We start from the raw sequence: 23,108 nt of genomic DNA on the forward strand, positions 1-23,108 counted from the left end.
CTTGACGGCACTGTAGGTGGCGCAACCGGCGGGCTCCAGCGCCCTGCGACGAAACGCGGCTGTGCGGCGTGAAATGCGTTGTGGAGAGGGCGAGCGCATGTGCGCCCCCCCTCCCCACCACAGCCCGCAGCCGATTACAGCGCGGCTTCCAGGATGCGGCGGCTGACGGCGGGCGTGATCTCGCGCTGCTCGCCCAGGGTCACCATGCCATGCGCTTCGAGCTGCGCCACCACGGCGGTCACCGTGTCGCCGCCCAGGCCGTAGCCCGACAGGCGCGTGGCGATGCCCATGCTTTCAAAGAAGTCGCGCGTGCGCTCGATGGCGGCGGTGATGCGCTCGTCATCCGTGCCGGTGGTGATGCCCCACACGCGCTCGCCGTACTGCAACAGCTTGGCGCGCTTGGCCACCCGGCGCTCGTTCAGCAGCGCGGGCAGCACGATGGCCAGGGTGCGCGCGTGGTCGATGCCGTGCAGGGCCGTCAGCTCGTGGCCGATCATGTGCGTGGCCCAGTCCTGCGGCACGCCCGCGCCAATCAGGCCGTTGAGCGCCATGGTGGCGGCCCACATGAGGTTGGCACGGTCGTCATACACGGGCTCTTGCGCTGTCAGCAGGCGCGGGCCCACCTCGATCAGCGTCTGCAGGATGCCCTCGGCAAATCGGTCCTGCACGGGCGCGTTGACCGGGTAGGTCAGGTACTGCTCCACCGTGTGCACAAACGCATCCACCACGCCATTGGCCAGTTGCTGCGGCGGCAGGGTGTAGGTCTTAGTGGGGTCGAGCACCGAGAACACCGGGTAGGTGTGCACGCTGCCAAACGACAGCTTGGCGCCTTTGGCACGGTGGGTGATGACGCCGCCGTTGTTCATCTCCGAGCCCGTGGCGGGCAGCGTGAGCACCGAGCCGAATGGCATCGCCCCCTGGATATTGCGGCCGTGTTTTTCGAGGATGGCCCAGGGGTCGGCGCCCTCAAAACGCACGGCGGCGGCGATGAACTTGGTGGCGTCGATCACCGAGCCTCCGCCCACGGCCAGCAAGAAGTCAAAACCGCCTTCGCGGATCTGCGCCACGGCCTTCATGGAGGTTTCGTAGCTCGGGTTGGGCTCGATGCCACTGAAGGTGGCGTGCTGGCGCTCGCCCAGCGCGGCGCGCACTTCGGCCAGCGTACCGGTCTTTTCGGCGCTGGCGCCGCCCACCAGGATCAGCACCTTGGCGGCAGCGGGCACGAGCTTGGCCAAGTCGGCAATGCGCCCCTGGCCGAAGGCGATGTGGGTGGGGTTGTGGAAGTCGAAATTCAGCATGATCGTCTTTCTCCGTCAATGGCGTTGCCGCAGCACCGGGCATTTGGCTGCGCAGCGGGTGCGCCGCTCTCGGTGGCGGCAGCAAAGGCGCGATTGTGCGGCGCACGGGTGGGCGGCGCCGGTCGCGTGTGCGATAGCCCTGCTGCTGGCAGAGCCTCGTGCAGCAGGTCGGCGCAGCGCATGCGGTTGCTGCTAGCGCTCAGCGTGGCGCCCGCTCCATGAGCGCCTGCAGGCGCCCGGCCACGAAGTCGCGCAGTGCCCGCACCAGCGGCGTGAACTGGCGGCGGCTGGGGGCAACCAGAAAGAGCGGCACGGCCTCGGTGGTCCAGCCAGGGCACAGCGGCACCAGCCGCCCGGCGGCCAGATCATCAGCCACATCAAAGTACGACTTGTACGCAATGCCCCGGCCCAGCACGGCCCAGCGGCGCACCACATCGCCATCGTTGGCCACGTTGCGGCTGCGCACGCGCACCACGACCTCCTGACCAGCGGCGTCCCAGAAGCGCCAGCGGTCGTGCACGTCCTCGCCCAGCATGAAGCACAGGCCCTCGTGTGCGGCCAGTGCGTGGGGCGTGTCGGGCATGCCGTGCGCTGCCAGGTAGGCGGGCGCCGCGCAGAGCACACGCCGGTGGTCGGCGGCCAGCGGCAGTGCGACCAGGCTCGAATCCTGCGGCTTGCCGTAGCGAAAGGCTGCGTCCACCGGCTCGCTGTACACGTTGGCCACGCGGTCGGCCAGCTGCAGGCGGAGGTCAATGCCGGGGTGCTCGGCCTGGAAGGCATCGAGCCAGGGCAGCAGCACATTGCGCCCCAGGTCAGACGGCGCCGCCAGCTGCAGCGTGCCGCGCAAGCCACCGGCGCGCCCGCCTGCTAGCTGGCCTTGCACCTGCTGCAGCGCGGCCAGCGCGGGGCGGCAATGCTCCAGGAACAGAGCGCCCTCCTGCGTGAGCCGCAGGCTGCGCGTAGAGCGCACGAACAACGCCACGCCCAGCTCGGCCTCCAGCCGCTTGAGCGCGGCGCTCGCAGCGGCGGGCGTGAGGTCCAGCGCACGCGCCGTGGCCGAGAGGCTGCCGCTGTCCACGGTGCGCACAAAGATGTCGAGGTCTTGCAGGCTTTTCATGGCGTGCCTTGAGTGCGGATGGGTTTATTTACAAACAATGATTGAAGATGGATTCAATCAGCACCCCATTTAAAAACAATTTCGCAAAACCCATCATCGGGGCACCCTTCTTTGACAATCAGGACCTCCCCATGAAAGCCGTTGGCTACCAAACCGCTCACCCCATCGACCACCCCGAGTCGCTGCTCGACATCACCCTGCCCGACCCGGTGGCCACGAGCCACGATCTGTTGGTGGAAGTGCATGCCGTCTCAGTGAACCCCGTAGACACCAAGGTGCGCAAAAGCAGCTCACGCAGCGGTGACGGCCCCGACTACAAGGTGCTGGGCTGGGACGCCAGCGGCATCGTGCGCGCCGTGGGGCCCGAGGTGACGCTGTTCCAGCCCGGCGACCGCGTCTGGTACGCAGGCTCCATCGCCCGCCCCGGCACCAACAGCGAACTGCACCTGGTGGACGAGCGCATCGTGGGCCACGCGCCGAAGTCTCTGGACTTTGCCGAGGCCGCCGCGTTGCCGCTGACCACCATCACCGCATGGGAGCTGCTGTTCGACCGCCTGGGCGTGGCCCCCGGCAAGCAGCCCACGAACAAGACCCTGCTCATCATCGGCGCGAGCGGCGGCGTGGGCTCCATCCTCACGCAGCTGGCAGCGCGGCTGACCAGCCTCACGATCATCGGCACCGCATCGCGCCCCGAAACGCAGCAGTGGGTGCGCGACCTGGGCGCCCACCACGTCATCGACCACAGCAAGCCACTGACCGAGGAGCTGGCCCGCATCGGCCACCCTACGGTGGACATCATCGTGAGCCTCACGCAGACCGAAGCACACTTCGACCAGATCGTGGAGGCCATCGCGCCCCAGGGCCAGTTCGCACTGATCGACGACCCGGTGTCGCTCGACGTGACGAAGTTCAAGCGCAAGTCGGTGTCGGTGCACTGGGAGCTGATGTTCACGCGTGCGTTGTTCGGCACCGCCGACATGATCGGCCAGCACCGCCTGCTGACCGAGGTAGCGCAGCTGGTGGACGCCGGGCTGATCCGCACCACGCTGGACCAACGCTTTGGCACCATCAATGCCGAGAATCTCAAGCGCGCACATGCGCTCATCGAGAGCGGCAAGGCGCGGGGCAAGCTGGTGCAGGAAGGGTGGAACTGACGAACTGCGGGCCACGCAAGGGGTGCAGCGCCATCAACGCGGTGGATGGTGTGTCAGGTTGCAAAAATACTGTATTTATAAACAGTATTTGGGTATAAAACGGGGCTCACAACCCGAGGAGACCTCCCATGCTGGACCACATGACCTTCCGCGTCACCGACATCGCCCGCACCAAGGCGTTCTACACCGCCGCCCTTGCGCCTTTGGGCTACAGCCTGTGTTTTGAGGGCAACTACGGCTCGAACATGCTGGGCTTTGCCTACCCGGCGCCGTCCGAGCCCGACGGCAAGAAGGCCGATGTATGGTTCATTGACGGCCCCTCGCCCTACGGTGGCCCGCCCGCCACCACGGGCTGCCACCTGGCGTGGCGGGCCACCACGCGGGCCCAGGTCGATGCCTTCTACCGCGCCGCCATGGAAGCCGGGGGCAAAGACAACGGAGCCCCGGGCCTGCGGCCCGATTACCACGAGAACTACTACGGCGCGTTTGTCATCGACCCCGAGGGCAACAACATCGAAGCGGTGTGCCACCTGCCGGAGTAAGAAACACCGCTGTACCCTCCGCAGAGGGCGCGTCGCCAGGCGAGTGCACCCGTGGAACTGACTTTGCCAGGCCACCGGGTGCGTCCCCGTGGGGGGAAGCGGCGCAGCCGCCCAGGGGGTCAGTCGAGTTTGACGCCTGCCGCCTTGATGATCTCGCCCCAGCGCTTGGACTCGGCGCGCGCCATGGCGCGGAACTGCTCGGGCGTGCCGGGCAGGGCTTCCATGCCAAAGTCGTTCATGCGCTTGACCACGGCGGGGTTGAGCAAGGCCTTGTTGAGGTCGGTGTTCAAACGTGTGGTGATGGCGGCGGGCAGCCCGGCGGGCGCCAGGATGCCCTGGAACGCGAACACCTCGGTGTTGGGCACACCGGCTTCGGCCAGCGTGGGCACGTCGGGCAACGCGGCCACGCGCTTGGCCGAGCCGATGGCCAGCGCGCGCACCTTGCCCGAGGTGATCACGGGCAGGCCGGCGGCCAGGTCCAGGAACATGCAGGGCACCTGGCCGCCCATCACATCCTGCAGCGCAGGCGCGGCGCCGCGGTAGGGGATGTGGGTGAGGAAGGTCTTGGTGCGGTTCTTGAACATCTCCATCGCCAGGTGGTGTGGCGAACCATTGCCGGGCGATGCGTAGTTGAGCTTGCCAGGGTTGGCGCGCGCGTAGGCGAGGAATTCCTTCACCGTCTTGGCTTCAAACGCCGGGTGCACCACCAGCGCCAGCGGAAAGCGGCTGATGCCGCCCACGTAGGTGAAGTCCTTTTCAGGGTTGAACGGCAGCTTGGTGAACAGGTGTTCGTTGTAGGCCAGGATGGCGTTGTCGGCCGACATGAAGGTGTTGCCATCGGGCTTGGCCGTGGCCACCATCTGGCCGCCGATGTTGGTGGATGCGCCAGGGCGGTTGTCCACCACGATCTGCTGGCCCAGCGTCTGGCGCATGGCCTCAGCCACGGTGCGGGCCAGCACGTCGGTGCCGCCACCGGCGGGGTACGGCACCACCCAGCGCAGGGGCTGGTCGGGCCAGGCGGACTGGGCGGCGGCCCAGGGCGCGGCGGTGGTGGCGCCTGCGGCGGCCAGGGCGGACAAGAGGGTACGGCGTTGCATGGGGTTGTCTCCTTGATACTATGAATTTGATAGCTGCAAGCGCATATTCCTCTAGCGCATGCAGCCGTTTTTATTCAAAATTTGCTCTGCGGGGCCTCAGGCGGCCGGTGCGGCAATGGTCTGGTCGATGGCGCCAAAAATGCTGGTGCCGTCCTTGCCTTTCACCTCGATGCGGATGGTGTCGCCAAACTTCATGAAGTCGGTGCTGGGCTTGCCGTCCTGGATGGTTTCGATGCAGCGCTTTTCGGCGATGCAGCTGTAGCCCTTGGGCCACTCCATGCGGCCGTTCTGCTCCACGCCCTTGTTGCTGACGGTGCCGCTGCCCACGATGGAGCCGGCGCGCACGTTGCGCGTCTTGGCGATGTGGGCAACGAGCTGGCCGAAGTGGAAGGTCATTTCGGGGCCCGCGTCGCACATGCCGACCTTGCGGCCGTTCCAGGTGGACTGCACGGTGAGGTTGACGCGGCCGTGGTCCCAGGCGTCGCCCAGCTCGTCCAGTGTGACGGCCACGGGGCCGAAGGCGGTGGCGGGCTTGCTCTGGAAGAAACCAAAACCCTTGGCCAGCTCGGCCGGGATCAGGTTGCGCAGGCTCACGTCGTTGGCAATCATCACCAGGCGGATGCCGTCCAGCGCCTGGTCGGCGTTGGTGCCCATCTTCACGTCGCCAGTGATGACGGCGATCTCGGCCTCGAAGTCGATGCCCATGGCTTCGCTGGGCACCACGACATCGTCGCAGGGGCCGATGAAGTCGTCGCTGCCGCCCTGGTACATCAGGGGGTCGGTGTAGAAGCTCTCGGGCACTTCGGAGTTGCGCGCTTTTCGCACCAGTTCAACGTGGTTGATGTAAGCCGAGCCGTCGGCCCACTGGTAGGCGCGGGGCAGCGGGGCCATGCACTGGGCGGGGTCAAACGGGAAGGCATGGCGCGCGCGGCCGCTGTTGAGCTGGTCGTACAGGTCCTGCAGCTGGGGCGAGATGAAGCCCCAGTCGTCCAGCACCTGCTGCATCTTGCTGGCAATGCCGGTCGCATAATGGGCCGTTCCCAGGTCGCGGGAGACGACAACCAGTTGGCCGTCGCGCGAGCCGTCTTTGTAGGTAGCGAGTTTCATGGTGGCAGGACCTTTGTCTCAAGGGGTTGAAGGTTTCACCCAACACGAATTACGCTTGGGTAAATTGATTTAACTAAACAAAACTCGCAAATTTTAGTGCACATGGACAAAGAACGTGCAGGAATTCAATCGGTCGAGGTGGGTTTTGCCCTGCTGGAGGGGCTGACCCGCTCGCGCGGGCCGCTGATGCTCAAGGATGTGGCCGCCTCGGCGGGCATGAGCGCGGCCAAGGCGCACCGGTATCTGGTGAGCTTTCAGCGTCTGGGCCTGGTCACGCAAGACCCGCGCACCGCGCGCTATGACCTGGGCCCCGCCGCGCTCAAGCTGGGGCTGGCGTCGCTGACGCGGCTCGATGGCGTGCGCCTGGCCCGCGAGCGCATGCCCGCGCTGATGGAAACCATCGGCCACACCCTGGCACTGGCCGTGTGGGGTAACCACGGCCCCACCATCGTGCACTGGGAGGAATCACCCCAGGCCGTCACCGCCAACCTGCGCCTGGGCGACGTGATGCCGCTGCTGTCGTCGGCCACGGGCCGGTGTTTTGCAGCCTTCATGTCGCCCGAGGTGGTGGCGCCGCTGCTGAAAGAAGAACTGGCCCGCGCCGTCAAGATGCGCCGCACCGACCTGCCAGCCACCATGGCCGAAGTGAATACCCTGCTGGCCGAGGTGCGCGAGCGCGGCGCCGCCCGCGTGGTGGACACGCTGCTGCCCGGCATCGTCGCCTTCTGCGCCCCGGTGTTCGACGCCGACGGCCACCTGGAGCTGGGCATCACCACGCTGGGCTCCATCGCAACCTTCGACCCTGAATGGGGCGGCGCCATTGATGCGCCGCTGCGCGCGGCGGCGGCCCAGCTGTCCAGCGACCTGGGCGCGGGCAGCGCCTGACGGCCCCGCCACGCACGGACAAAATGCCACGGCGCGCGCTGGTTTTCATCACGGCCCTGGTGCTGGCCCTGCACTGGCTGGTGCTCAGCGGCGTGCCCCTGGCCTGGGACAGCCCCGCGCAGCCGTCCAGCCAGGTGTTCAGCACACGCAGCATCGCACCCGCGCCGCCCCCACCAACCGTGGCGCCTCCCGGCGTGACCGCCGTGCCGGTTGCCGCACCGCAACCTGCGCCCCGAAAAAAGGCGCCTTCCCCCAAGCGCCCCCCAGCCCCTGCGGCCCTGGACCGTCCCGAACCCGCACCGACAGCGGCTCCCGTCGCAGAGGCCGAGGCGCCTGCAGACACTGGTGCCGCAACCACCGTGGCCAGTGCCCCCCCTGAGACGCCTGCCACCGATACCGCTCCGGCGCCCGCACCTGCAGCTTCGGCTCCAGCCGCCCCTGCAGAGCCGGCCACCGAGGACACACAAACCGGCACGGGCGTGGACATCCGCCCGCCCGGAGGCACCGGCCGCAGTGCCAGCGCCCCACCGCCCCCCGTGCGCATGCCTGCCCCCACGCGCCTCGCGTTTGATGTGAGCGGCCAGGCCAAAAAATTCGCCTACAGCGCCCGGGCCGAGCTGCTGTGGCAGCACGACGGCAACCGCTACGAGGCGCGCCAGGAGATCAGCGCCTTCCTGGTCGGCACACGCACGCAGCGCAGCGTTGGCACGGTCACGGAGCAAGGACTGCTGCCCGAGAAGTTCTCCGACAAATCCCGCAGCGAGCAGGCCGCGCATTTTGACTACGCCAAGGGCCGCGTCACCTTCAGCGCCAACACGCCCGACGCGGCGGCAGGCCCCGGCGTGCAGGACCGGCTGAGCCTGTTCATCCAGTTGGGCGCGATGCTGGCCGCAGACCCGAGCCGATTTGTGCCCGGCACCCAGATCACGCTGACCACGGTGAGCGCCCGCAGTGCCGACCGCTGGACCTTCACCGTGGAAGGCCCCGAAACCCTGGACCTGCCCGCCGGGCCCACGCCCGCCCTCAAGCTGCTGCGCCTGCCCCGCAAGGACTACGACCAGAAGGCCGAACTCTGGGTGGCCCCGGGGCTGGGCTACCTGCCCGTGCGCATCAAGCTCACCCAGGCCAATGGCGATTTCGCCGACCTGCTGCTGCGTGCCAGCGGCCCGCCCTGAGCATTGCCTGCGATCGCTTGCGCTGCACGGAGTGTTGCGCCCACACGCCATCCGGGCAAAAAAGCCCCACGAACCCGGCGTGCTCCGTTTTTCATGAAATACTGCAACGCAGCAGGGAACAAAAACCGTGGCTTATCCCGGGGCCTTGAACTCTGCGCACCCGCTGTCATCTGACATCTATATCGACAAGGGGAACACGATGCACATGCTCTACGACTCAGAATCCTTCGTGGTGGTCCATATGCTGCCCGACGCCGTGGAGAAAAAGAGCACCCAGGTGCTCAACGACACTGCCCCTGCCGTTCCCCAGCTTGCACGCCACGGCTTCGAAATCGTGGACAAGCGCTCCGGCAAGGAGGTGTACCTGGACGGCTCCTGGGCCGAGATGTTCCAGGAACAGATCCTGGCCTGGCAGCGCGACACGCCGACCCAGGAAGAAGTGGAAGACGCGCTGGACCGCTATGCGGGCCTGGCACAACACCCGGTGGTGGTGCACTGACGCCACGACCAAGGCCCGTGCCTCAGGTCAGCCCGCCGCACCCTCGGATGCTCCGCGCGGATAAATCCGCCGGTACAGCGGGTCCACCAGCATCAGCACAGCAATCAGCCGGCACACCTGGAACGCAGTCACCACCGGTACGCCCAGTTGCAGCACCTTGGCCGTGATGGCCATTTCCGTGATGCCGCCGGGCGAGGTGCCCAGCAGCAAGGTGACCCAGGGCAGCCCCGTGGCCCAGGCCAGGGCACCGGCGAACAGGGCGCACACGCCCATCAGCCCCACGGTGCCCAGCGCCACCGACGCCAGCCAACGCGGCGCAGTGTGCAAGAACTCCGCGCGAAACCGCACACCCAGGCTCACCCCGATCACGAGCTGCGCGGCGTTGACCATGCCCTGGGGCACGGCCGACAGGCTCTGGCCGGCCATGGTCAAGCCCATGGACACGAGCATCGCCCCCATGAACCACGGGTTGGCGCGGCCCAGCCGGTCCATCAGCAGCGCCCCGGCCCCGGTCAGCAGCGCCATCAGCGCCAGCCCCGGCCAGTTCACCACCCGCAGCGTGGGCGGCAGGATATCGAGGCCGTGCAGGCCGCTGAACTGCAGTGCGAACGGAATGGTCACCGTAACGATCAGCAGCCGCAGGCTGTGGCTGGCGGCCACCAGGTCGGTGCGTGCGTTTTCGCGCTCGGACAACAAGGTCATCTCGGACGCCGCCCCAATCGCGCCGGCAAAGTAGCTGGTGGCGCGCAGCATCGGTGCTGGAACACCGTGCATGCGGGGCGCATGCACGTGGTAAAGCCACGCACCAAACAGCCAGCCCAGGAACAGCGCCCACGCAATGCCCAGCACGATGGCCCACCACAGGCCGCCGATCAGCGCGACCACCTGGGGCGTGAAATACAGGCCCAGCGCGGCGCCAATGGTCCATTGCCCGGCGTTGCGCAGCGGGCCCCAGCTTTCGGTGGGGCCGCCGGCCATCGACACGACAGAAGTGGCCAGCAGTGGGCCGATCATCCAGGGCAGCGGGGTCTGCAGGGCCACACAGGCGGCGGCAGCGGCCCACGCCAATGCCAGGGTGGCCAGGGTGCGAACAATAAAGAGGGGGCGCATACGGGAAACGGCAGGCAGGCAGGCAAACAGGCGCGGCGGGGCGCGCGCGCAACCCCGCAGTATCGCGCGAGCCGCTGGCCCTGCAGCCGCCAAGGCGCTGCCCAGACGGAACGGCTGGCATCGCCACCGGGCAACGGCCGCGTGGCACCGGGCGCCAAGCAGCCCCTGGGGCAGCTGGCGCCCAAATTTCAGCCCTAGCGGCCTCTTGCGCCAGTCGAATATGTGCTTGAAGCTATATTTTGATAGCAATCAGATAGCACCCCGCCGCGCAGCCATCTCCTGCCCCATCGCCGCAAGGGACGCGGGCGGCAGCAAAGTGGCAGCAGCAGGGTAGGCCACGCCTTCTTCGGCGGCGATGTGGGCGTCATACCGCATGGCAAAACGGTCCAGCGCGGCCTCGTCCTGGGGCGTGAAGCCGGTGGCGCTTTCATCCAGCAACGCTTGCAGCCCGGCCCGGGCCGCTGCCCAGTCGGTGGTCATGGCCACGTGGTCGTGCTGCAGGCGCGTGACCAGCGCCCGGACCTCGGGCGTGGCCTGGGCCAACAACAGGGGGAACACATGCAGCTCTTCGTCCTGGTGGTGCAGCGGCGCCGCGATATCGAAGTAGCGGAGCACATCGCGCGCGGCCTGGCGGGCGTCGTGGTCCACGCCCTGCCGCCGCACATGCTCCCGCAAGCGGCCCAGCAACCCCAGCGTGCGCTGCACGCGCTCATGGCAGGCCTCCAGCATGGCAAAGGGCTGCTCAAAGCCCACGGCGGGCGCGCTGAAGCCGGGCAGATGCCGTGGCGCAGCAGCAGATGCGGGTGCGGACGCAGGTACGGAAGTCTGTGTCATGGCCCGATTCAGCCAAACCGCACAGGGTGGCCCTGGCGGTCGAACGGAATGAACGCCCCATGCGCACCGCCCTTGATGGCATCCACCATGCGCTGCAAGGGCGCCTCGGCGTCGGCACTGGTGGGCGGCTTGTTCAGCGTGCCGGACATCGCCGCCGCAAACACGATGGCCCAGTCGTGGCCCGGGGCGGTGAACTGGCGGGCCTCGGCCACCAGCGCGTCAAACGATGCCAGCTCCTGCGGTGTCTTGTCCACGCACATCAGCGGTACCAGGGCACCGCCCTGCCCGGCCTCGAAGCGCGCGCGCTGCGCCGGGGTGGCGTCGTCGGGCAGTTCCACCGCCGCGAAGACGAACAGCAGGCGCTGTGGCTCGGGCTGCATGCGTGCAGCCTGCAGCAGGTCGTCAAAACTGGAAATATCCATGCAAAGGTCTCGCAATCAATGAAAGGTTGGGGCCCACCAGCGCGCCTCAAAAACCGGGCACCACGCCCCGCTCGGCGTCCAGCGTGCTCACATAGGCACCGGCCGCCGGGCGTGCACGCACCGCCTTGCGCGACAGCACGGTGCCAATGCTGATGAAGCACAGGGCCTGCTCGGAGGCCGCCAGCTGGAACAAGGCCCGCAGGCTGGGCGCCTTCAGCGCCTTGCCGCTGGTCAGCGCGGAGCCGTAGCCCTGCGCGGTGGCCATCAGCAGCATGTTCTGCACGGCACAGCCGGCAGAGACGGTGCGCTCGACCAGATCAATCTCGGCGTCGCCCCGCTCGGCATCCACCACCGCCAACAGCAACACCGGGGAGCGGTACGCCTTCTCGCGTGCCTGCTCGGCCTGCTCGGGGGTGGCGGCAGAGTCGCGCTCCAGCAGGGCCTGCGCAAACACATCGGCCAGCGGCGGACGCGCGGCCTGCGGCACCAGGATGAAGCGCCAGGGCAGCAGCTGGCCATGGTCTGGCGCGTGGGCTGCGGCCTGGAGGATCTGCGCCAGCTCGGCCGCATCGGGGCCTGGCCCGCCCAGGCGCTTGGGCAGAATGGTCTGGCGTGACTGGATCAACGCCGCCGCCAGCCCGGCCACATCGTCAGGCGCACTGGCCCGCGCCGCAGCAGGCTGCGCGCGAGACGAAGGGTTCAACGGCCAGGGAATGACAGACATGGGGAATCCTTCCAATGCTTACCGTGTGTCCCGGGAAGGCCGATGCGGGACCCGACCATTCATCCACAGCTCCCCAGGTGCCCGCACTGCGTGCAGTAGTCGCAGCCGTCCTTGCGGATGACCGCATGGGCTCCGCACTCACTGCACTTCTTGCCCGCCATGGCCTGGGGCACGGCCACGGGCGGTGGCGTGGGCTCGTCCAGCGGCAGTTGCTGCTGCACCGGGTCGGCCACGCGGCGCGCCAGGATGTTCTGGATGGCGTAGGCCATGGCCGCCACTTCAGAGTCATGCCACATGGGCACCAGCGTGCCGTCGTCCTTACGGTGGGTGCCCAGGCGCACGGGGCCCCGGTCCCAGGCGACCTTGCGCATGTCCGACAGCGCCCGCTCCAGAAAACCGCCCCGCGCGGCCAGCGACAGCAGGCGCATGCTGGAGGTGATCCACTGCTGCGACTCGCCGCTCTGGCCCACAGGCATGAAGAACTCAATGGCACGGTCCACAGTACGGTTGCCCACCCCCGTAGGCACGGGCAGGAAGGACACGATGAGGTACAGCGTCTTGTGGCCTTCCTGCGTCCAGTATTCGAGCTTTTCGGCCACGGCGGATAGGCCGCCTTGCGGGCGGCTCTCGATCACGGTGCGCATCGGGTCCACGGGCGGCGCAGCGGGCGCAGGCGCTGCCACGGCGGCAGGCGCTGGTGCAGGTTCTGCATGCGTTTCGAGCACCGAGCCCAGGATGCTGTTGGGCCGGTAGGTGGCCAGGCCTTTGAGCCGCGCACGCCAGGCCTGCAGGTACAGGTCCTTGAAGTCCTCGTAGGGGTAGTCCGCCGGGATGTTCACGGTCTTGGAGATGGCCGTGTCCACAAAGGGCTGCACGGCTTCCATCATCGCGATGTGGTCCTGCGCGGACATGGCCAGGGCCGAGACAAAGTAGTCGGGCAGCGCGTTCACATCGCCGCCCAGCTCGCGGTACAGGCGCCAGGCGTGGTCTTCCACTGCGTATTCGGTGGTGCTGCCGTCCGACTCGCGCTTCTTGCGCTTGTACATCCACGAGAACGGCGGCTCGATGCCGTTGGAGGCGTTGTCGGCAAAGGCCAGGCTCACCGTGCCCGTGGGGGCAATCGACAGCAGGTGGCTGTTGCGGATACCGTGCGCGCGGATGGCCGCCTGCAGTGACTCGGGCAAGCGGCTGGCGAAGGTGCCTGCGGCCAGATAGCCGGTGGCGTCGAACTTGGGGAACACGCCCTTCTCGCGCGCCAGGTCCACCGACGCAGCGTAGGCCGCATCGCGCATGCACTCGGCAATGCGCGCGGCCATGGTGCGGCCCTCGGGCAGGTCGTAGCGCAGGCACAGCATGGCCAGCGTGTTGCCCATGCCGGTAAAGCCCACGCCAATGCGGCGTTTGGCCATGGCCTCGTCACGCTGCTGCGGCAGCGGCCAGTAGGTCACATCCAGCACGTTGTCGAGTGCCCGCACCTGCAGCGCCACGGCCTGGGTGAAGGCGTCAAAGTCAAACGCGGCCACGCCCCCAAAGCCAAAGGGGTGGCGCACAAAGCGGGTGAGGATGATGGGCCCCAGGTCACAGCAACCATACGACGGCAGCGGCTGTTCGCCGCACGGGTTGGTCGCCGCAATGTCTTCGCAGTAGTGCAGGTTGTTGTCTTCGTTGATGCGGCCCAGGAACAGGATGCCCGGCTCGGCAAAGTCGTAGGCCGACTTCATGATCGTGTCCCACAACTCGCGCGCGGGCACGGTGGCATAGACCCACAGGCCGTCGGCGCGCTGGTGGGCGCCCTGGGCCAGCAGGGCGGCGCCGGGGCGGGCCTTGTGCACCAGCTCCCACGGTGCGTTGTTCTGCACGGCCTGGATGAACGGGTCCGACACGCCGACCGACACATTGAAGTTGTTCCAGCGGCCCGGCGTGCGCTTGGCGGTGATGAACTCGTGCACATCCGGGTGGTCGATGCGCAGCACGCCCATCTGCGCGCCCCGGCGTGCGCCCGCGCTCTCCACCGTGGAGCAGGACTGGTCGAACACGTTCATGTAGCTGCAGGGCCCCGACGCCATGGAGGCCGTGGCCTTGACCTGCGCGCCCTTGGGGCGGATGCGCGAGAAGTCGTAGCCCACGCCACCGCCGCGCCGCATGGTCTCGGCCGCCTCGCGCAGGGCTTCGTAGATGCCCGGAAAGCCTTCGTCGTCCACGCCCTGGATGCAGTCGCCCACGGGCTGCACAAAGCAGTTGATGAGGGTGGCCTGGATGTCGGTGCCCGCCGCGCTCATGATGCGGCCCGCGCCGATGGCGCCCGCCTTCAGATTGGCGAGGAATAGGGCTTCGTACTTGACGCGCAACTCCGGCTTTTCGATCGAGGCCAAGGCCCGCGCCACGCGCTGGTACAGCTCGTCGGCCGTGGTTTCGCCGGGTTTGAGGTATTTCTCGCTCAGCACATCCAGGCTGATGGGCTGCAGGGAAGCGGTGGGGTTGAGAGGGGGCTGGGGTTCGCGTTTCATGGGGGCCGATGATTTGGGTTGCGGGCTGAAACGGGGTTGCGTTCGGTCAAGGAGCGCTCATTCCACTCCGAATGCCGGCTCCTGGCAAGCAGGGACCGATCACTCGTCCACCAGCACTTGGCCGTCATGCTCCACATAGGGCTGGTAGGGGCCGGTACCGCTGTGGTCCGACTGCGAGGCGGGCACGAACCCGCCGGTCTGCACATCAAACACATGCACCTCGCCATCCTCGATCACATAGTGCCATCCGTGCAGGCTGATCTGGCCCGACTGCACCCGGCTGCGCACCATGGGGTACTCCATAAGGCGCTCCAGCTGCAGCACCACCGCACGCTGCTCGGTACGGCGCAACACCTCGGGGCCCGGCTGCATGGGCAGCAGGGCCTCGCGCCCCAGGTCCAGCCAGTGGTTGAGGTTGGGGGCCTCGGGCGAGACCTCACCATACATCGCCTTGATAGCCCCACAGTGACTGTGGCCGCACACCACGATGCGGCGCACCTTCAGGTTGAGCACTGCAAATTCGATGGCCGCCGTGGTGCCATGGTGGCCGTGCGATCCATCGTAGGGCGGGATGAAGGCCCCCACATTGCGCACCAGAAACAGCTCGCCCGGCCCCGCGCCGGTCAGCAGGTAGGGCACCAGGCGGGAGTCAGAGCAACCAATGAACAAGGTGGTTGGGTGCTGCCCCTCGTCCACCAGCGCCTGAAACTGCTGGCGGTACTGGGGAAAGGCGTCGTCATGAAAGCGGCGCAAACGGTCCAGCAACTCGTCGGGCATGGGCGGGCAATGAGGCGATGAAGGGATGAAGCAATAGGGCTAACTGGGTGTGCGGCGCGATTACTGCACCAGCGGCGATTCGGCTGCGTCCAGCGCCACCCCTTCGACCACCGCAGCACCTGCCAGCAGTTGCAGGTACTGGCGCAGCGCATTCACCCAGGCCTGCTGGCGCAGGGTGAGCGCAATGGCCTGGCGCGCGTCCTCGAACGCGGGCTGTTGCCCCGCTCCACGCGCTACCACTTCCACCACATGCAGGCCAAAGCGGCTGTGCACCAAGCGTGCCAGCACACCGATCTCGGCGCTGCCAAATACCTCGCGGGCGAACTCTGGCGCGCAGTCGGCGCGGGTCAACCAGCCCAGGTCGCCGCCTTGCTGGCCGCTGGGGCAGTTGGACCACTGGGCAGCGGCTTCGGCAAACTTCGCACCCCCATCATCGGCGCAGCGCAAGTCGATCAACAGCGCCTCGGCGCGCAGGCGCAGCTTTTTCACATCCACGCCCGGCGTCACGGCAAAGAGTACGTGGCGCAATTGCGCGCGCTCGCCCTGGGCGTGCGCCGCAGGATGGGCCTCGTGGTAGCGGCGGCAGGCTTCTTCCGACGGATCGGGGATCGGTAGCTCCCGGTCCAGCAACTGCTCGATGGCGTCAGAGGCCTCGGTGCTGATAGCACCCAAGGCGCCCGGCACATCGTCGGCCGACAGCAACCCCGCCTGCTGGGCCGCCTGGCGCAGCAGCTCGGTGCAGGCGCGTTGACGCAGGGCCTCTTCGTCCAGCAACTCGTGCGGGGCGTTGAGGGCCACGCCGTTGATGCGTGCGATGTCAGCCACGGCCCCTGGCCCGCTTGCTGCAGGCGCGGGCATCGCCTGCACGGGCGCATCGGACATCGTTGCCACCAGGGCCTCGTAGGCCGCAGTCTGCGTAGGGGTCAGCGTGCTGGCAGGGGTTGCTGCAAAGCTGCTGTCGGTGGAGCCGCATCCGCAGCTCCCGGTTCCACATCCGCTCATGGTGTGCTCCTGGATGGTCGGTGGATTTCAGGCGCGGCGGTCTTGCGACTGCAGATGGCCAGCGGGCAGGTTCAGGCGGCGCGCACGCACCACCTGGTAGGGGCGCAGCACATAGGCCAGCGTGCCAAAGCCGCTCCACACATGCACCAGGCGGGTGAACGGGAAGATCAGGAAGATGCTCATGCCCAGGAACATGTGGGCCTTGAAGATCCAGCCCGCCTCAGCCAGCAGCTCCACACCACCGCTGCGGAAGGTGACCACGCGCTGGCCCCACTCGGCCAGCTTCATCATCATGGAGCCATCCAGATGCTGCGCCGACAGCGGAATGGTGGCCAGGCCCAGTGCCAGCTGCAGCCAGAGCAGGATCAGCAGCACGATGTCGCTGGTCTTAGACGTGGCGCGGATGCGCGCGTCCGACAGGCGGCGGTGCAGCAGGATGGAGATGCCCACGAAGGCCAGCAGGCCCGCAATGCCCCCGGTCACCATGGCCATCAGCTGCTTGTTGCCCGCGCTGATGAAATGCTCATACACAAAGTGCGGCGTCAGCATGCCAAAGGTGTGCCCGAAGAACAGGAACAGCACGCCCACGTGGAACAGGTTGCTGCCCCAGCGCAAGCTGCCGGTGCGCAACAGCTGCGACGAGTCGCTCTTCCAAGTGTACTGGTCACGGTCAAACCGCGCCCAGCTGCCGATGAAGAATACGGCCAGGCAGATGTAGGGATAGATGCCAAACATCAGGGTATCGAGCCAGGGGGTAGTCATGCTGAGACTCCTTCGGGGGCCCGCTCGGCGCGGGGGGTACGGACAAAATGCAGGGGTTGCGGCTGGTCAGGCTTGGATTGGCCCTGGGTGCTGCAACCACCAAACGCTTCGGGCTCGGCCCAGACCTCGTCCATGGGCGGCTCGGGTGTGAGCGCCACCGACTGCACGCGCTGGCCTGAGACTTCGAGCACCGCAGCGATCACGCTGGCGTAGGGGCTATTGCGTGCCACCAAGGCGCTGAACAAGGCGTTGAGGATGTGGGCCATTTCGCCCAGGAACTCCTTGGCCACGGCGGGCGGCTGGGTGGAGGCAAACTCCAGCACCACCGGCAGGTGGTCGGGCAGCTCGTCGGCCTCAAACTGCAGGCCGGCCTTTTCGTAGGTCTGCAGCAGGTCGATAAGCGCCGGGCCCCGGTCGCGCGAGTCGCCGTGCACATGCTCGAACAGGTGCAGCGAGGTCTGGCGGCCGCGATCGAAGTTGTCCACGTAGCGGGCCTCGGCTTCCAGCGGGTCCAGCGCGGCGAGGTGCTGGCACACGGCCTTCAGCTCGTCCATACGCTCGGCGCTGAGGGCCTGCTCGGCCTGGAGTGCGTCGATGAGCTGCGGCATCACGCTGCGCAGCTGCGCATCGGGGTAACTCAGCAGGTAGCCCAGGGCGCGCAGGGTCAGGCGCACAGAGGTCGGGTTCTTCTTGAACATGGTGGTTCCTTCCTGTGTGCGATCAGACCGTGGCCTTGATCGGGATCGTGCGGGGCTTCTTGCCGCCGAACATGCTGACTTCCGTCGCGCCGTCCGAGCACCCATTGCCAAACGAGAAGCCGCAGCCGCCCCGGATGTCGAATGCGTTCTCGGCGTACTCGCGGTGGGCCGATGGAATCACGAAGCGGTCTTCGTAATTGGCAATTGCCATCACCTGGTACATCTCTTCGACCTCGGCCATCGACAGGCCCGCCTGCTTGAGCACCGACAGGTTCTGGCGCTGTTCCACATGCTTGTCGCGCTGGTAGGTGCGCATGGCCAGCATGCGCTCCAGCGCCCGCACCACGGGGCCGGTGTCACCGGCGGTGAGCAGGTTGGCCAGGTACTGCACGGGGATGCGCAGCTGCGACACATCCGGAATCTCGCCATTCACGCCCACATGGCCCGCGTTGGCGGCAGCCGTGATGGGCGACAGGGGCGGTACGTACCAGACCATGGGCAGCGTGCGGTACTCAGGATGCAACGGCAGGGCCACCTTCCAGTCCACGGCCATCTTGTAGACGGGGCTGCTGCGGGCGGCTTCCATCCAGCTGTCGGGAATGCCGTCGATGCGCGCCTGCTTGATGACATCCGGGTCGTTCGGGTTCAAGAAGATGTCGAGCTGCGCCTGGTACAGGTCGCGGTCGCGCTCCACGCTGGCGGCTTCCTGGATGCGGTCCGCGTCGTACAGCAGCACCCCGAGATACCGGATGCGGCCCACACAGGTTTCCGAGCACACGGTCGGCTGGCCCGCTTCGATGCGGGGGTAGCAGAAGATGCACTTCTCGGCCTTGCCCGACTGCCAGTTGTAGTAGATCTTCTTGTAGGGGCAACCGCTCACGCACATGCGCCAGCCACGGCACTTGTCCTGGTCGATCAGCACGATGCCGTCTTCCTCGCGCTTGTAGATCGAGCCACTGGGGCACGATGCCACGCACGCCGGGTTCAGGCAGTGCTCACACAGGCGCGGCAGGTACATCATGAAGGTGTTTTCGAACTGGCCGTAGATGTCCTTTTGCACCTCGTCGAAGTTCTTGTCCTGGCTGCGCTTGCTGAACTCGCCGCCCAGGATTTCTTCCCAGTTCGGGCCCCACTCGATCTTCTCCATGCGCTTGCCCGTGATCAGGCTGCGCGGCCGGGCCGTGGGGGCTGCCTTGCTTTCAGGCGCCGACTGCAGGTGGTCGTAGTCGAACGTGAAGGGCTCGTAGTAGTCGTCGATCTGCGGCAGGTTGGGGTTGGCGAAGATGCGCATGAGCAGCTTCCACTTGCCGCCCTGGCGGGGCGCGATGGAGCCGTCGGGGTTGCGCACCCAGCCGCCATTCCAGCGGTCCTGGTTTTCCCATTCCTTGGGGTAGCCGATGCCGGGCTTGGTTTCGACATTGTTGAACCAGGCGTATTCCACGCCGGGGCGGCTGGTCCAGACGTTCTTGCAGGTGACGGAACAGGTGTGGCAACCGATGCACTTGTCCAGGTTCAGCACCATGCCGATTTGTGCGCGAATTTTCATCGTGTTTCTCCTTGGCTTCAGGCGTGGGCTGCGGTGCTGGAAGCAGGCTCGTCATCAAGCCAATCCACGCGGTCCATCTTGCGCACCAGCACGAACTCGTCGCGGTTGGTGCCGATGGTTCCGTAGTAGTTGAAGCCGTAGCTGTACTGCGCGTAGCCACCAATCATGTGGGTGGGCTTGAGCACGATGCGGGTGACCGAGTTGTGGATGCCACCGCGTGTGCCGGTGATCTCGGAGCCGGGGGTGTTGATGATCTTCTCTTGCGAGTGGTACATCATCACCATGCCGGGGTTCACGCGCTGGCTCACCACCGCACGGGCCGCAATGGCGCCGTTGGCGTTGAACAGCTCCACCCAGTCGTTGTCCACAATGCCGGCGCTCCTGGCGTCGTCTTCGCTCAGCCACACCACCGAGCCGCCCCGGTTCAGCGTGAGCATCATCAGGTTGTCGCTGTACGTGCTGTGGATGCCCCACTTCTGGTGCGGCGTGATGAAGTTCAGCGCGATCTCGCGGTGGCCGTTGGGCTTCTTGCCTTCGACTTCTTCCAGCGTCTTGAGGTGCACGGGCGGGCGGTAGCTCACAAAGCCTTCGCCGAAGTCGCGCATCCAGGGGTGGTCCTGGTAGAACTGCTGGCGGCCCGTGAGGGTGCGCCATGGGATCAGCTCGTGCACGTTGGTGTAGCCCGCGTTGTAGCTGACCTTTTCGCTCTCCAGGCCCGACCATGTGGGCGAGCTAATGATCTTGCGCGGCTGCGCCTGGATGTCGCGGAAGCGGATCTTCTCGTCCTCGCGGTGCAGTGCCAGGTGCACGTGGTCGCGGCCCGTTTGCTTGCCCAGGGCCTCCCAGGCCTTGCAGGCCACGTGTCCGTTGGTTTCAGGCGCGAGCATCATCACCACCTCGGTGGCGTCGATGTCGCTCACGATGCGGGGCATGCCTTGCGTCACGCCCTCTTCCTTCACGCGGCCGTTCAGGTCGCCCAGCTGGCCCACTTCGGTTTGCGTGTTCCAGCCAATGCCCTTGCCGCCGTTGCCCACCTTGTCCATCAGCGGGCCCAGGGCCGTGAAGCGCTTGTACAGGTTGGGGTAGTCACGCTCCACCACCGTGACCTGCGGTGCGGTCTTTCCGGGAATGAGATCGCAGTCGCCGTGCTTCCAGTCGCGCACGCCGTAAGGCTGGGCCATTTCGCCCGCCGTGTCGTGCATGATGGGTGTGAGCACCACGTCTTTTTCGACGCCCAGGTGGCCCACGCTGACCTCGCTCACGGCCTTGGCGAAACCCTTGTAGATCTCCCAGTCGCTCTTGGCCTGCCAGGCAGGGTCCACGGCGGTGGACAGCGGGTGGATGAAGGGGTGCATGTCGCTGGTGTTGAGGTCGTTCTTCTCATACCAGGTGGCCGTGGGCAACACGATGTCCGAATACAAACAGGTCGTGCTCATGCGGAAGTCCAGCGTGACCAGCAGGTCCAGCTTGCCTTCCGGGGCCTTGGCGTGCCACTGCACTTCCTCGGGCTTGGCTTCGTCCTGGCCCAGGTCCTTGCCCTGCACGCCGTGGGTGGTGCCCAGCAAGTGCTTGAGGAAGTACTCATGCCCCTTGCCCGACGAGCCCAGGATGTTGGAGCGCCACACGAACATGTTGCGCGGCCAGTTGGAAGGGTGGTCCGGGTCCTCGCAGCTCATTTGCAGGTTGCCGTTCTTGAGCGACTGCACCACATAGTCCTTGGTGTCCATGCCCTTCGCAGCGGCGTCCTTGGCCACCTGCAGCGGGCTGGTCTTGAGCTGGGGTGCCGATGGCAGCCAGCCCATGCGTTCGGCGCGAACGTTGTAGTCGATCTGTGCGCCGTGGTAGGCCTTCTTGTCGGCCAGGGGCGAGAGGATTTCTTCCATGTCAAGCTTCTCGTAGCGCCACTGGTCGGTGTGGGCGTAGAAGAAGCTCGTGCTGTTCATCTGGCGGGGCGGGCGGATCCAGTCCAGCGCAAAAGCCAGGGCCGTCCAGCCGGTTTGGGGCCGCAGCTTTTCCTGTCCCACATAGTGCGCCCAGCCGCCGCCGCTTTGGCCAATGCAGCCGCACAGCATCAGCATGTTGATGATGCCCCGGTAGTTCATGTCACTGTGGTACCAGTGGTTCATGGCCGCACCGATGATGACCATGGACTTGCCGTGGGTCTTGTGCGCGTTGTCGGCAAACTGGCGGGCCACGGTGATGACCTGGTCGCGCGGCACGCCGGTGATCTTCTCTTGCCATGCGGGGGTGTAGGGGCGGTCGCTGTCGTAGGTAACGCCTTGCTCTTCGCCAGGCAGGCCCCGGTCAATGCCGTAGTTGGCGGCCAGCAGGTCGAACACCGTGGCCACCATCACGCGGCCCTGGGCTTCGTGCCCGGCCAGTTCCAGGTGGGACACGGGCACGCGGCGCACCATCACGTCACTGCCCTGCTCATTGGCCGTGAAGTTGGGCGTTGCCACGCCGCCGAAATATGGGAAGGCGACATCGGCCACGTCATGGGCCTGCGCGCCGTCCTCGATCACCGACAGCTTGAGCTTGACGGTATTGGCGGTGCGTGCGTCCTTGTTTTCCAGGTTCCACAGGCCCTGGTCGGTGCGGCCGTCGGCGCCCCAGCGGAAGCCGATGGAGCCGTTGGGCAGCGTGACCTGGCCCAGCTCGTCGTAGCCCACGGTCTTCCAGTCGGGGTTGTTGGACTGGTCGAGCTGATGGGGGAAGTCGCTGGCGCGCACATAGCGGTCGGGCACCATCACCGTGCGGCCATCGGGCAGCGTCTTTTCCTTGAGCACCACCAGCAGCGGCAGGTCGGTGTAGCGGCGTGCGTAGTCATCAAAGTAGGCGCTGCGGCCCTTGCCGCCGTCCTTGAAGTAGAACTCTTTCAGGATCACATGGCCCATGGCCATGGCCACGGCGGCATCAGTGCCCTGCTTGGGGTGCATCCACAAGTCGCCCAGCTTGGCGACTTCGGAATAGTCGGGCGTGATGGACACGACCTTGGTGCCCTTGTAGCGCACCTCGGTCAAGAAGTGCGCGTCGGGCGTGCGCGTCTGAGGCACGTTGGAGCCCCAGGCAATGATGTACGAACTGTTGTACCAGTCTGCCGACTCGGGCACGTCGGTTTGCTCGCCCCAGGTTTGCGGGCTGCTGGGGGGCAGGTCGCAGTACCAGTCGTAGAAGCTCATGCACACGCCGCCAATGAGGCTCAGATAGCGCGAACCGGCTGCGTACGAAATCATGGACATGGCCGGGATGGGCGAGAAGCCGATGATGCGGTCGGGTCCGTGCTTCTTGATGGTGTAGACGTTGGCCGCAGCGATCATCTGGTTGACTTCGTCCCAGGTGCTGCGCACAAATCCGCCCAGGCCGCGCTGCTTCTGCCATTCGCTGCGCGAGGCATCGTTCTCGACAATGCTGGCCCAGGCATCGACCGGGCTCTTGGCCAGCGCAATGGCGGCACGCCAGTGCTTGAGCAGGCGGCCGCGCACCATGGGGTACTTCACGCGGTTGGCGCTGTATAGGTACCAGCTGTAGCTGGCGCCGCGCGCGCAGCCACGGGGCTCGTGGTTGGGCAGGTCGGGGCGGGTGCGGGGGTAGTCGGTCTGCTGGGTTTCCCAGGTGACGATGCCGCCCTTGACGTAGATCTTCCAGCTGCAGCTGCCGGTGCAGTTCACGCCGTGCGTGCTGCGCACGATCTTGTCGTGCGCCCAGCGGTCGCGGTAGGCGTCTTCCCAGGTGCGGTCTTCACCGTTGGTCTGGCCATGGCCCTGGGCAAAGGTCTCGCGGGGCTGCGAGAAGTACGAAAGGCGATCGAGGAAATGGCTCATCGGGGGCTCCTTGTTCTGTTCTGTTCAGGGG

At 66.6% G+C, this 23,108-nt stretch carries 20 protein-coding genes; 5 read left to right on the forward strand and 15 right to left on the reverse strand.

Going from position 1 to position 23,108, the window contains the following annotated elements:
• Nucleotides 1-134: 134 nt before the first annotated feature.
• The gene (locus tag ACT531_RS01860) at nt 135-1,298 is read right to left on the reverse strand and encodes an iron-containing alcohol dehydrogenase (RefSeq protein WP_476016290.1); all 1,164 of its coding nucleotides are present in this window, start codon (nt 1,296-1,298) and stop codon (nt 135-137) included.
• Nucleotides 1,299-1,497: 199 nt separating this feature from the next.
• Nucleotides 1,498-2,415: a LysR family transcriptional regulator gene (locus tag ACT531_RS01865; protein ID WP_476016291.1), complete on the reverse strand. Its 918-nt coding sequence runs from the start codon at nt 2,413-2,415 to the stop codon at nt 1,498-1,500.
• 131 nt (nt 2,416-2,546) lie between these two features.
• Between ACT531_RS01865 and ACT531_RS01870 the strand changes: the two genes are divergently transcribed.
• Both ACT531_RS01870 and ACT531_RS01875 read left to right on the forward strand, forming a co-directional pair.
• Complete coding sequence (locus tag ACT531_RS01870) at nt 2,547-3,569, forward strand: zinc-binding alcohol dehydrogenase family protein (protein ID WP_476016292.1); 1,023 nt, start codon at nt 2,547-2,549, stop codon at nt 3,567-3,569.
• Between the two features lie 128 nt (nt 3,570-3,697).
• The gene (locus tag ACT531_RS01875; RefSeq protein WP_060985098.1) at nt 3,698-4,111 is read left to right on the forward strand and encodes a VOC family protein; all 414 of its coding nucleotides are present in this window, start codon (nt 3,698-3,700) and stop codon (nt 4,109-4,111) included.
• 119 nt (nt 4,112-4,230) lie between these two features.
• Here the strand turns inward: ACT531_RS01875 and ACT531_RS01880 are convergent, their stop codons facing one another.
• Both ACT531_RS01880 and ACT531_RS01885 read right to left on the reverse strand, forming a co-directional pair.
• Entirely contained in the window at nt 4,231-5,208 is a 978-nt protein-coding gene (locus tag ACT531_RS01880) for a Bug family tripartite tricarboxylate transporter substrate binding protein (protein WP_476016293.1), read from the reverse strand.
• 96 nt (nt 5,209-5,304) lie between these two features.
• Nucleotides 5,305-6,315 (reverse strand): fumarylacetoacetate hydrolase family protein, encoded by a 1,011-nt coding sequence (locus ACT531_RS01885; RefSeq protein WP_476016294.1) that lies wholly within the window; start codon nt 6,313-6,315, stop codon nt 5,305-5,307.
• A gap of 102 nt (nt 6,316-6,417) precedes the next feature.
• Here ACT531_RS01885 and ACT531_RS01890 point away from each other — a divergent pair, with 102 nt between their 5' ends.
• From ACT531_RS01890 to ACT531_RS01900, 3 genes are all read left to right on the forward strand, one after another.
• Nucleotides 6,418-7,200 carry an IclR family transcriptional regulator gene (locus tag ACT531_RS01890; RefSeq protein WP_015012292.1) on the forward strand — a complete coding sequence of 261 codons (783 nt, stop codon included), beginning with the start codon at nt 6,418-6,420 and terminating at the stop codon, nt 7,198-7,200.
• A gap of 23 nt (nt 7,201-7,223) precedes the next feature.
• Nucleotides 7,224-8,375 carry a DUF3108 domain-containing protein gene (locus ACT531_RS01895; protein ID WP_476016295.1) on the forward strand — a complete coding sequence of 384 codons (1,152 nt, stop codon included), beginning with the start codon at nt 7,224-7,226 and terminating at the stop codon, nt 8,373-8,375.
• A gap of 199 nt (nt 8,376-8,574) precedes the next feature.
• Complete coding sequence (locus ACT531_RS01900) at nt 8,575-8,874, forward strand: BTH_I0359 family protein (RefSeq protein ID WP_476016296.1); 300 nt, start codon at nt 8,575-8,577, stop codon at nt 8,872-8,874.
• A 27-nt stretch (nt 8,875-8,901) separates the two neighbouring features.
• Here the strand turns inward: ACT531_RS01900 and ACT531_RS01905 are convergent, their stop codons facing one another.
• The 11 genes from ACT531_RS01905 to ACT531_RS01955 form a co-directional block, all read right to left on the reverse strand.
• Nucleotides 8,902-9,984 (reverse strand): AbrB family transcriptional regulator, encoded by a 1,083-nt coding sequence (locus tag ACT531_RS01905; protein ID WP_476016297.1) that lies wholly within the window; start codon nt 9,982-9,984, stop codon nt 8,902-8,904.
• A 249-nt stretch (nt 9,985-10,233) separates the two neighbouring features.
• Nucleotides 10,234-10,818, reverse strand: coding sequence for a hemerythrin domain-containing protein (locus ACT531_RS01910; protein WP_476016298.1), 585 nt, complete (start codon nt 10,816-10,818; stop codon nt 10,234-10,236).
• A gap of 8 nt (nt 10,819-10,826) precedes the next feature.
• Nucleotides 10,827-11,240 (reverse strand): hypothetical protein, encoded by a 414-nt coding sequence (locus ACT531_RS01915; RefSeq protein WP_060984223.1) that lies wholly within the window; start codon nt 11,238-11,240, stop codon nt 10,827-10,829.
• A 46-nt stretch (nt 11,241-11,286) separates the two neighbouring features.
• The gene (locus ACT531_RS01920) at nt 11,287-11,964 is read right to left on the reverse strand and encodes a nitroreductase family protein (protein WP_476016299.1); all 678 of its coding nucleotides are present in this window, start codon (nt 11,962-11,964) and stop codon (nt 11,287-11,289) included.
• A 59-nt stretch (nt 11,965-12,023) separates the two neighbouring features.
• Nucleotides 12,024-14,471 carry an adenosylcobalamin-dependent ribonucleoside-diphosphate reductase gene (locus ACT531_RS01925; RefSeq protein WP_476016300.1) on the reverse strand — a complete coding sequence of 816 codons (2,448 nt, stop codon included), beginning with the start codon at nt 14,469-14,471 and terminating at the stop codon, nt 12,024-12,026.
• Between the two features lie 99 nt (nt 14,472-14,570).
• Nucleotides 14,571-15,248, reverse strand: coding sequence for a carbonic anhydrase (locus ACT531_RS01930; protein ID WP_108626385.1), 678 nt, complete (start codon nt 15,246-15,248; stop codon nt 14,571-14,573).
• A 60-nt stretch (nt 15,249-15,308) separates the two neighbouring features.
• Nucleotides 15,309-16,250, reverse strand: a complete 942-nt coding sequence (locus tag ACT531_RS01935; protein ID WP_476016301.1) for a peptidylprolyl isomerase — start codon at nt 16,248-16,250, stop codon at nt 15,309-15,311.
• 27 nt (nt 16,251-16,277) lie between these two features.
• The gene (gene narI / locus ACT531_RS01940; protein ID WP_476016302.1) at nt 16,278-17,012 is read right to left on the reverse strand and encodes a respiratory nitrate reductase subunit gamma; all 735 of its coding nucleotides are present in this window, start codon (nt 17,010-17,012) and stop codon (nt 16,278-16,280) included.
• A complete protein-coding gene (narJ, locus tag ACT531_RS01945) occupies nt 17,009-17,710 on the reverse strand; it encodes a nitrate reductase molybdenum cofactor assembly chaperone (protein ID WP_060984781.1) in 702 nt (233 codons plus the stop codon). The genes narI and narJ overlap by 4 nt, the downstream gene beginning before the upstream one ends.
• Nucleotides 17,711-17,732: 22 nt before the next feature.
• Nucleotides 17,733-19,256: a nitrate reductase subunit beta gene (gene narH / locus ACT531_RS01950; protein ID WP_476016303.1), complete on the reverse strand. Its 1,524-nt coding sequence runs from the start codon at nt 19,254-19,256 to the stop codon at nt 17,733-17,735.
• Between the two features lie 17 nt (nt 19,257-19,273).
• A complete protein-coding gene (locus tag ACT531_RS01955) occupies nt 19,274-23,077 on the reverse strand; it encodes a nitrate reductase subunit alpha (RefSeq protein ID WP_476016304.1) in 3,804 nt (1,267 codons plus the stop codon).
• Nucleotides 23,078-23,108: the final 31 nt, after the last annotated feature.

It is taken from the genome of Acidovorax sp. DMC1, from assembly GCF_056314325.1.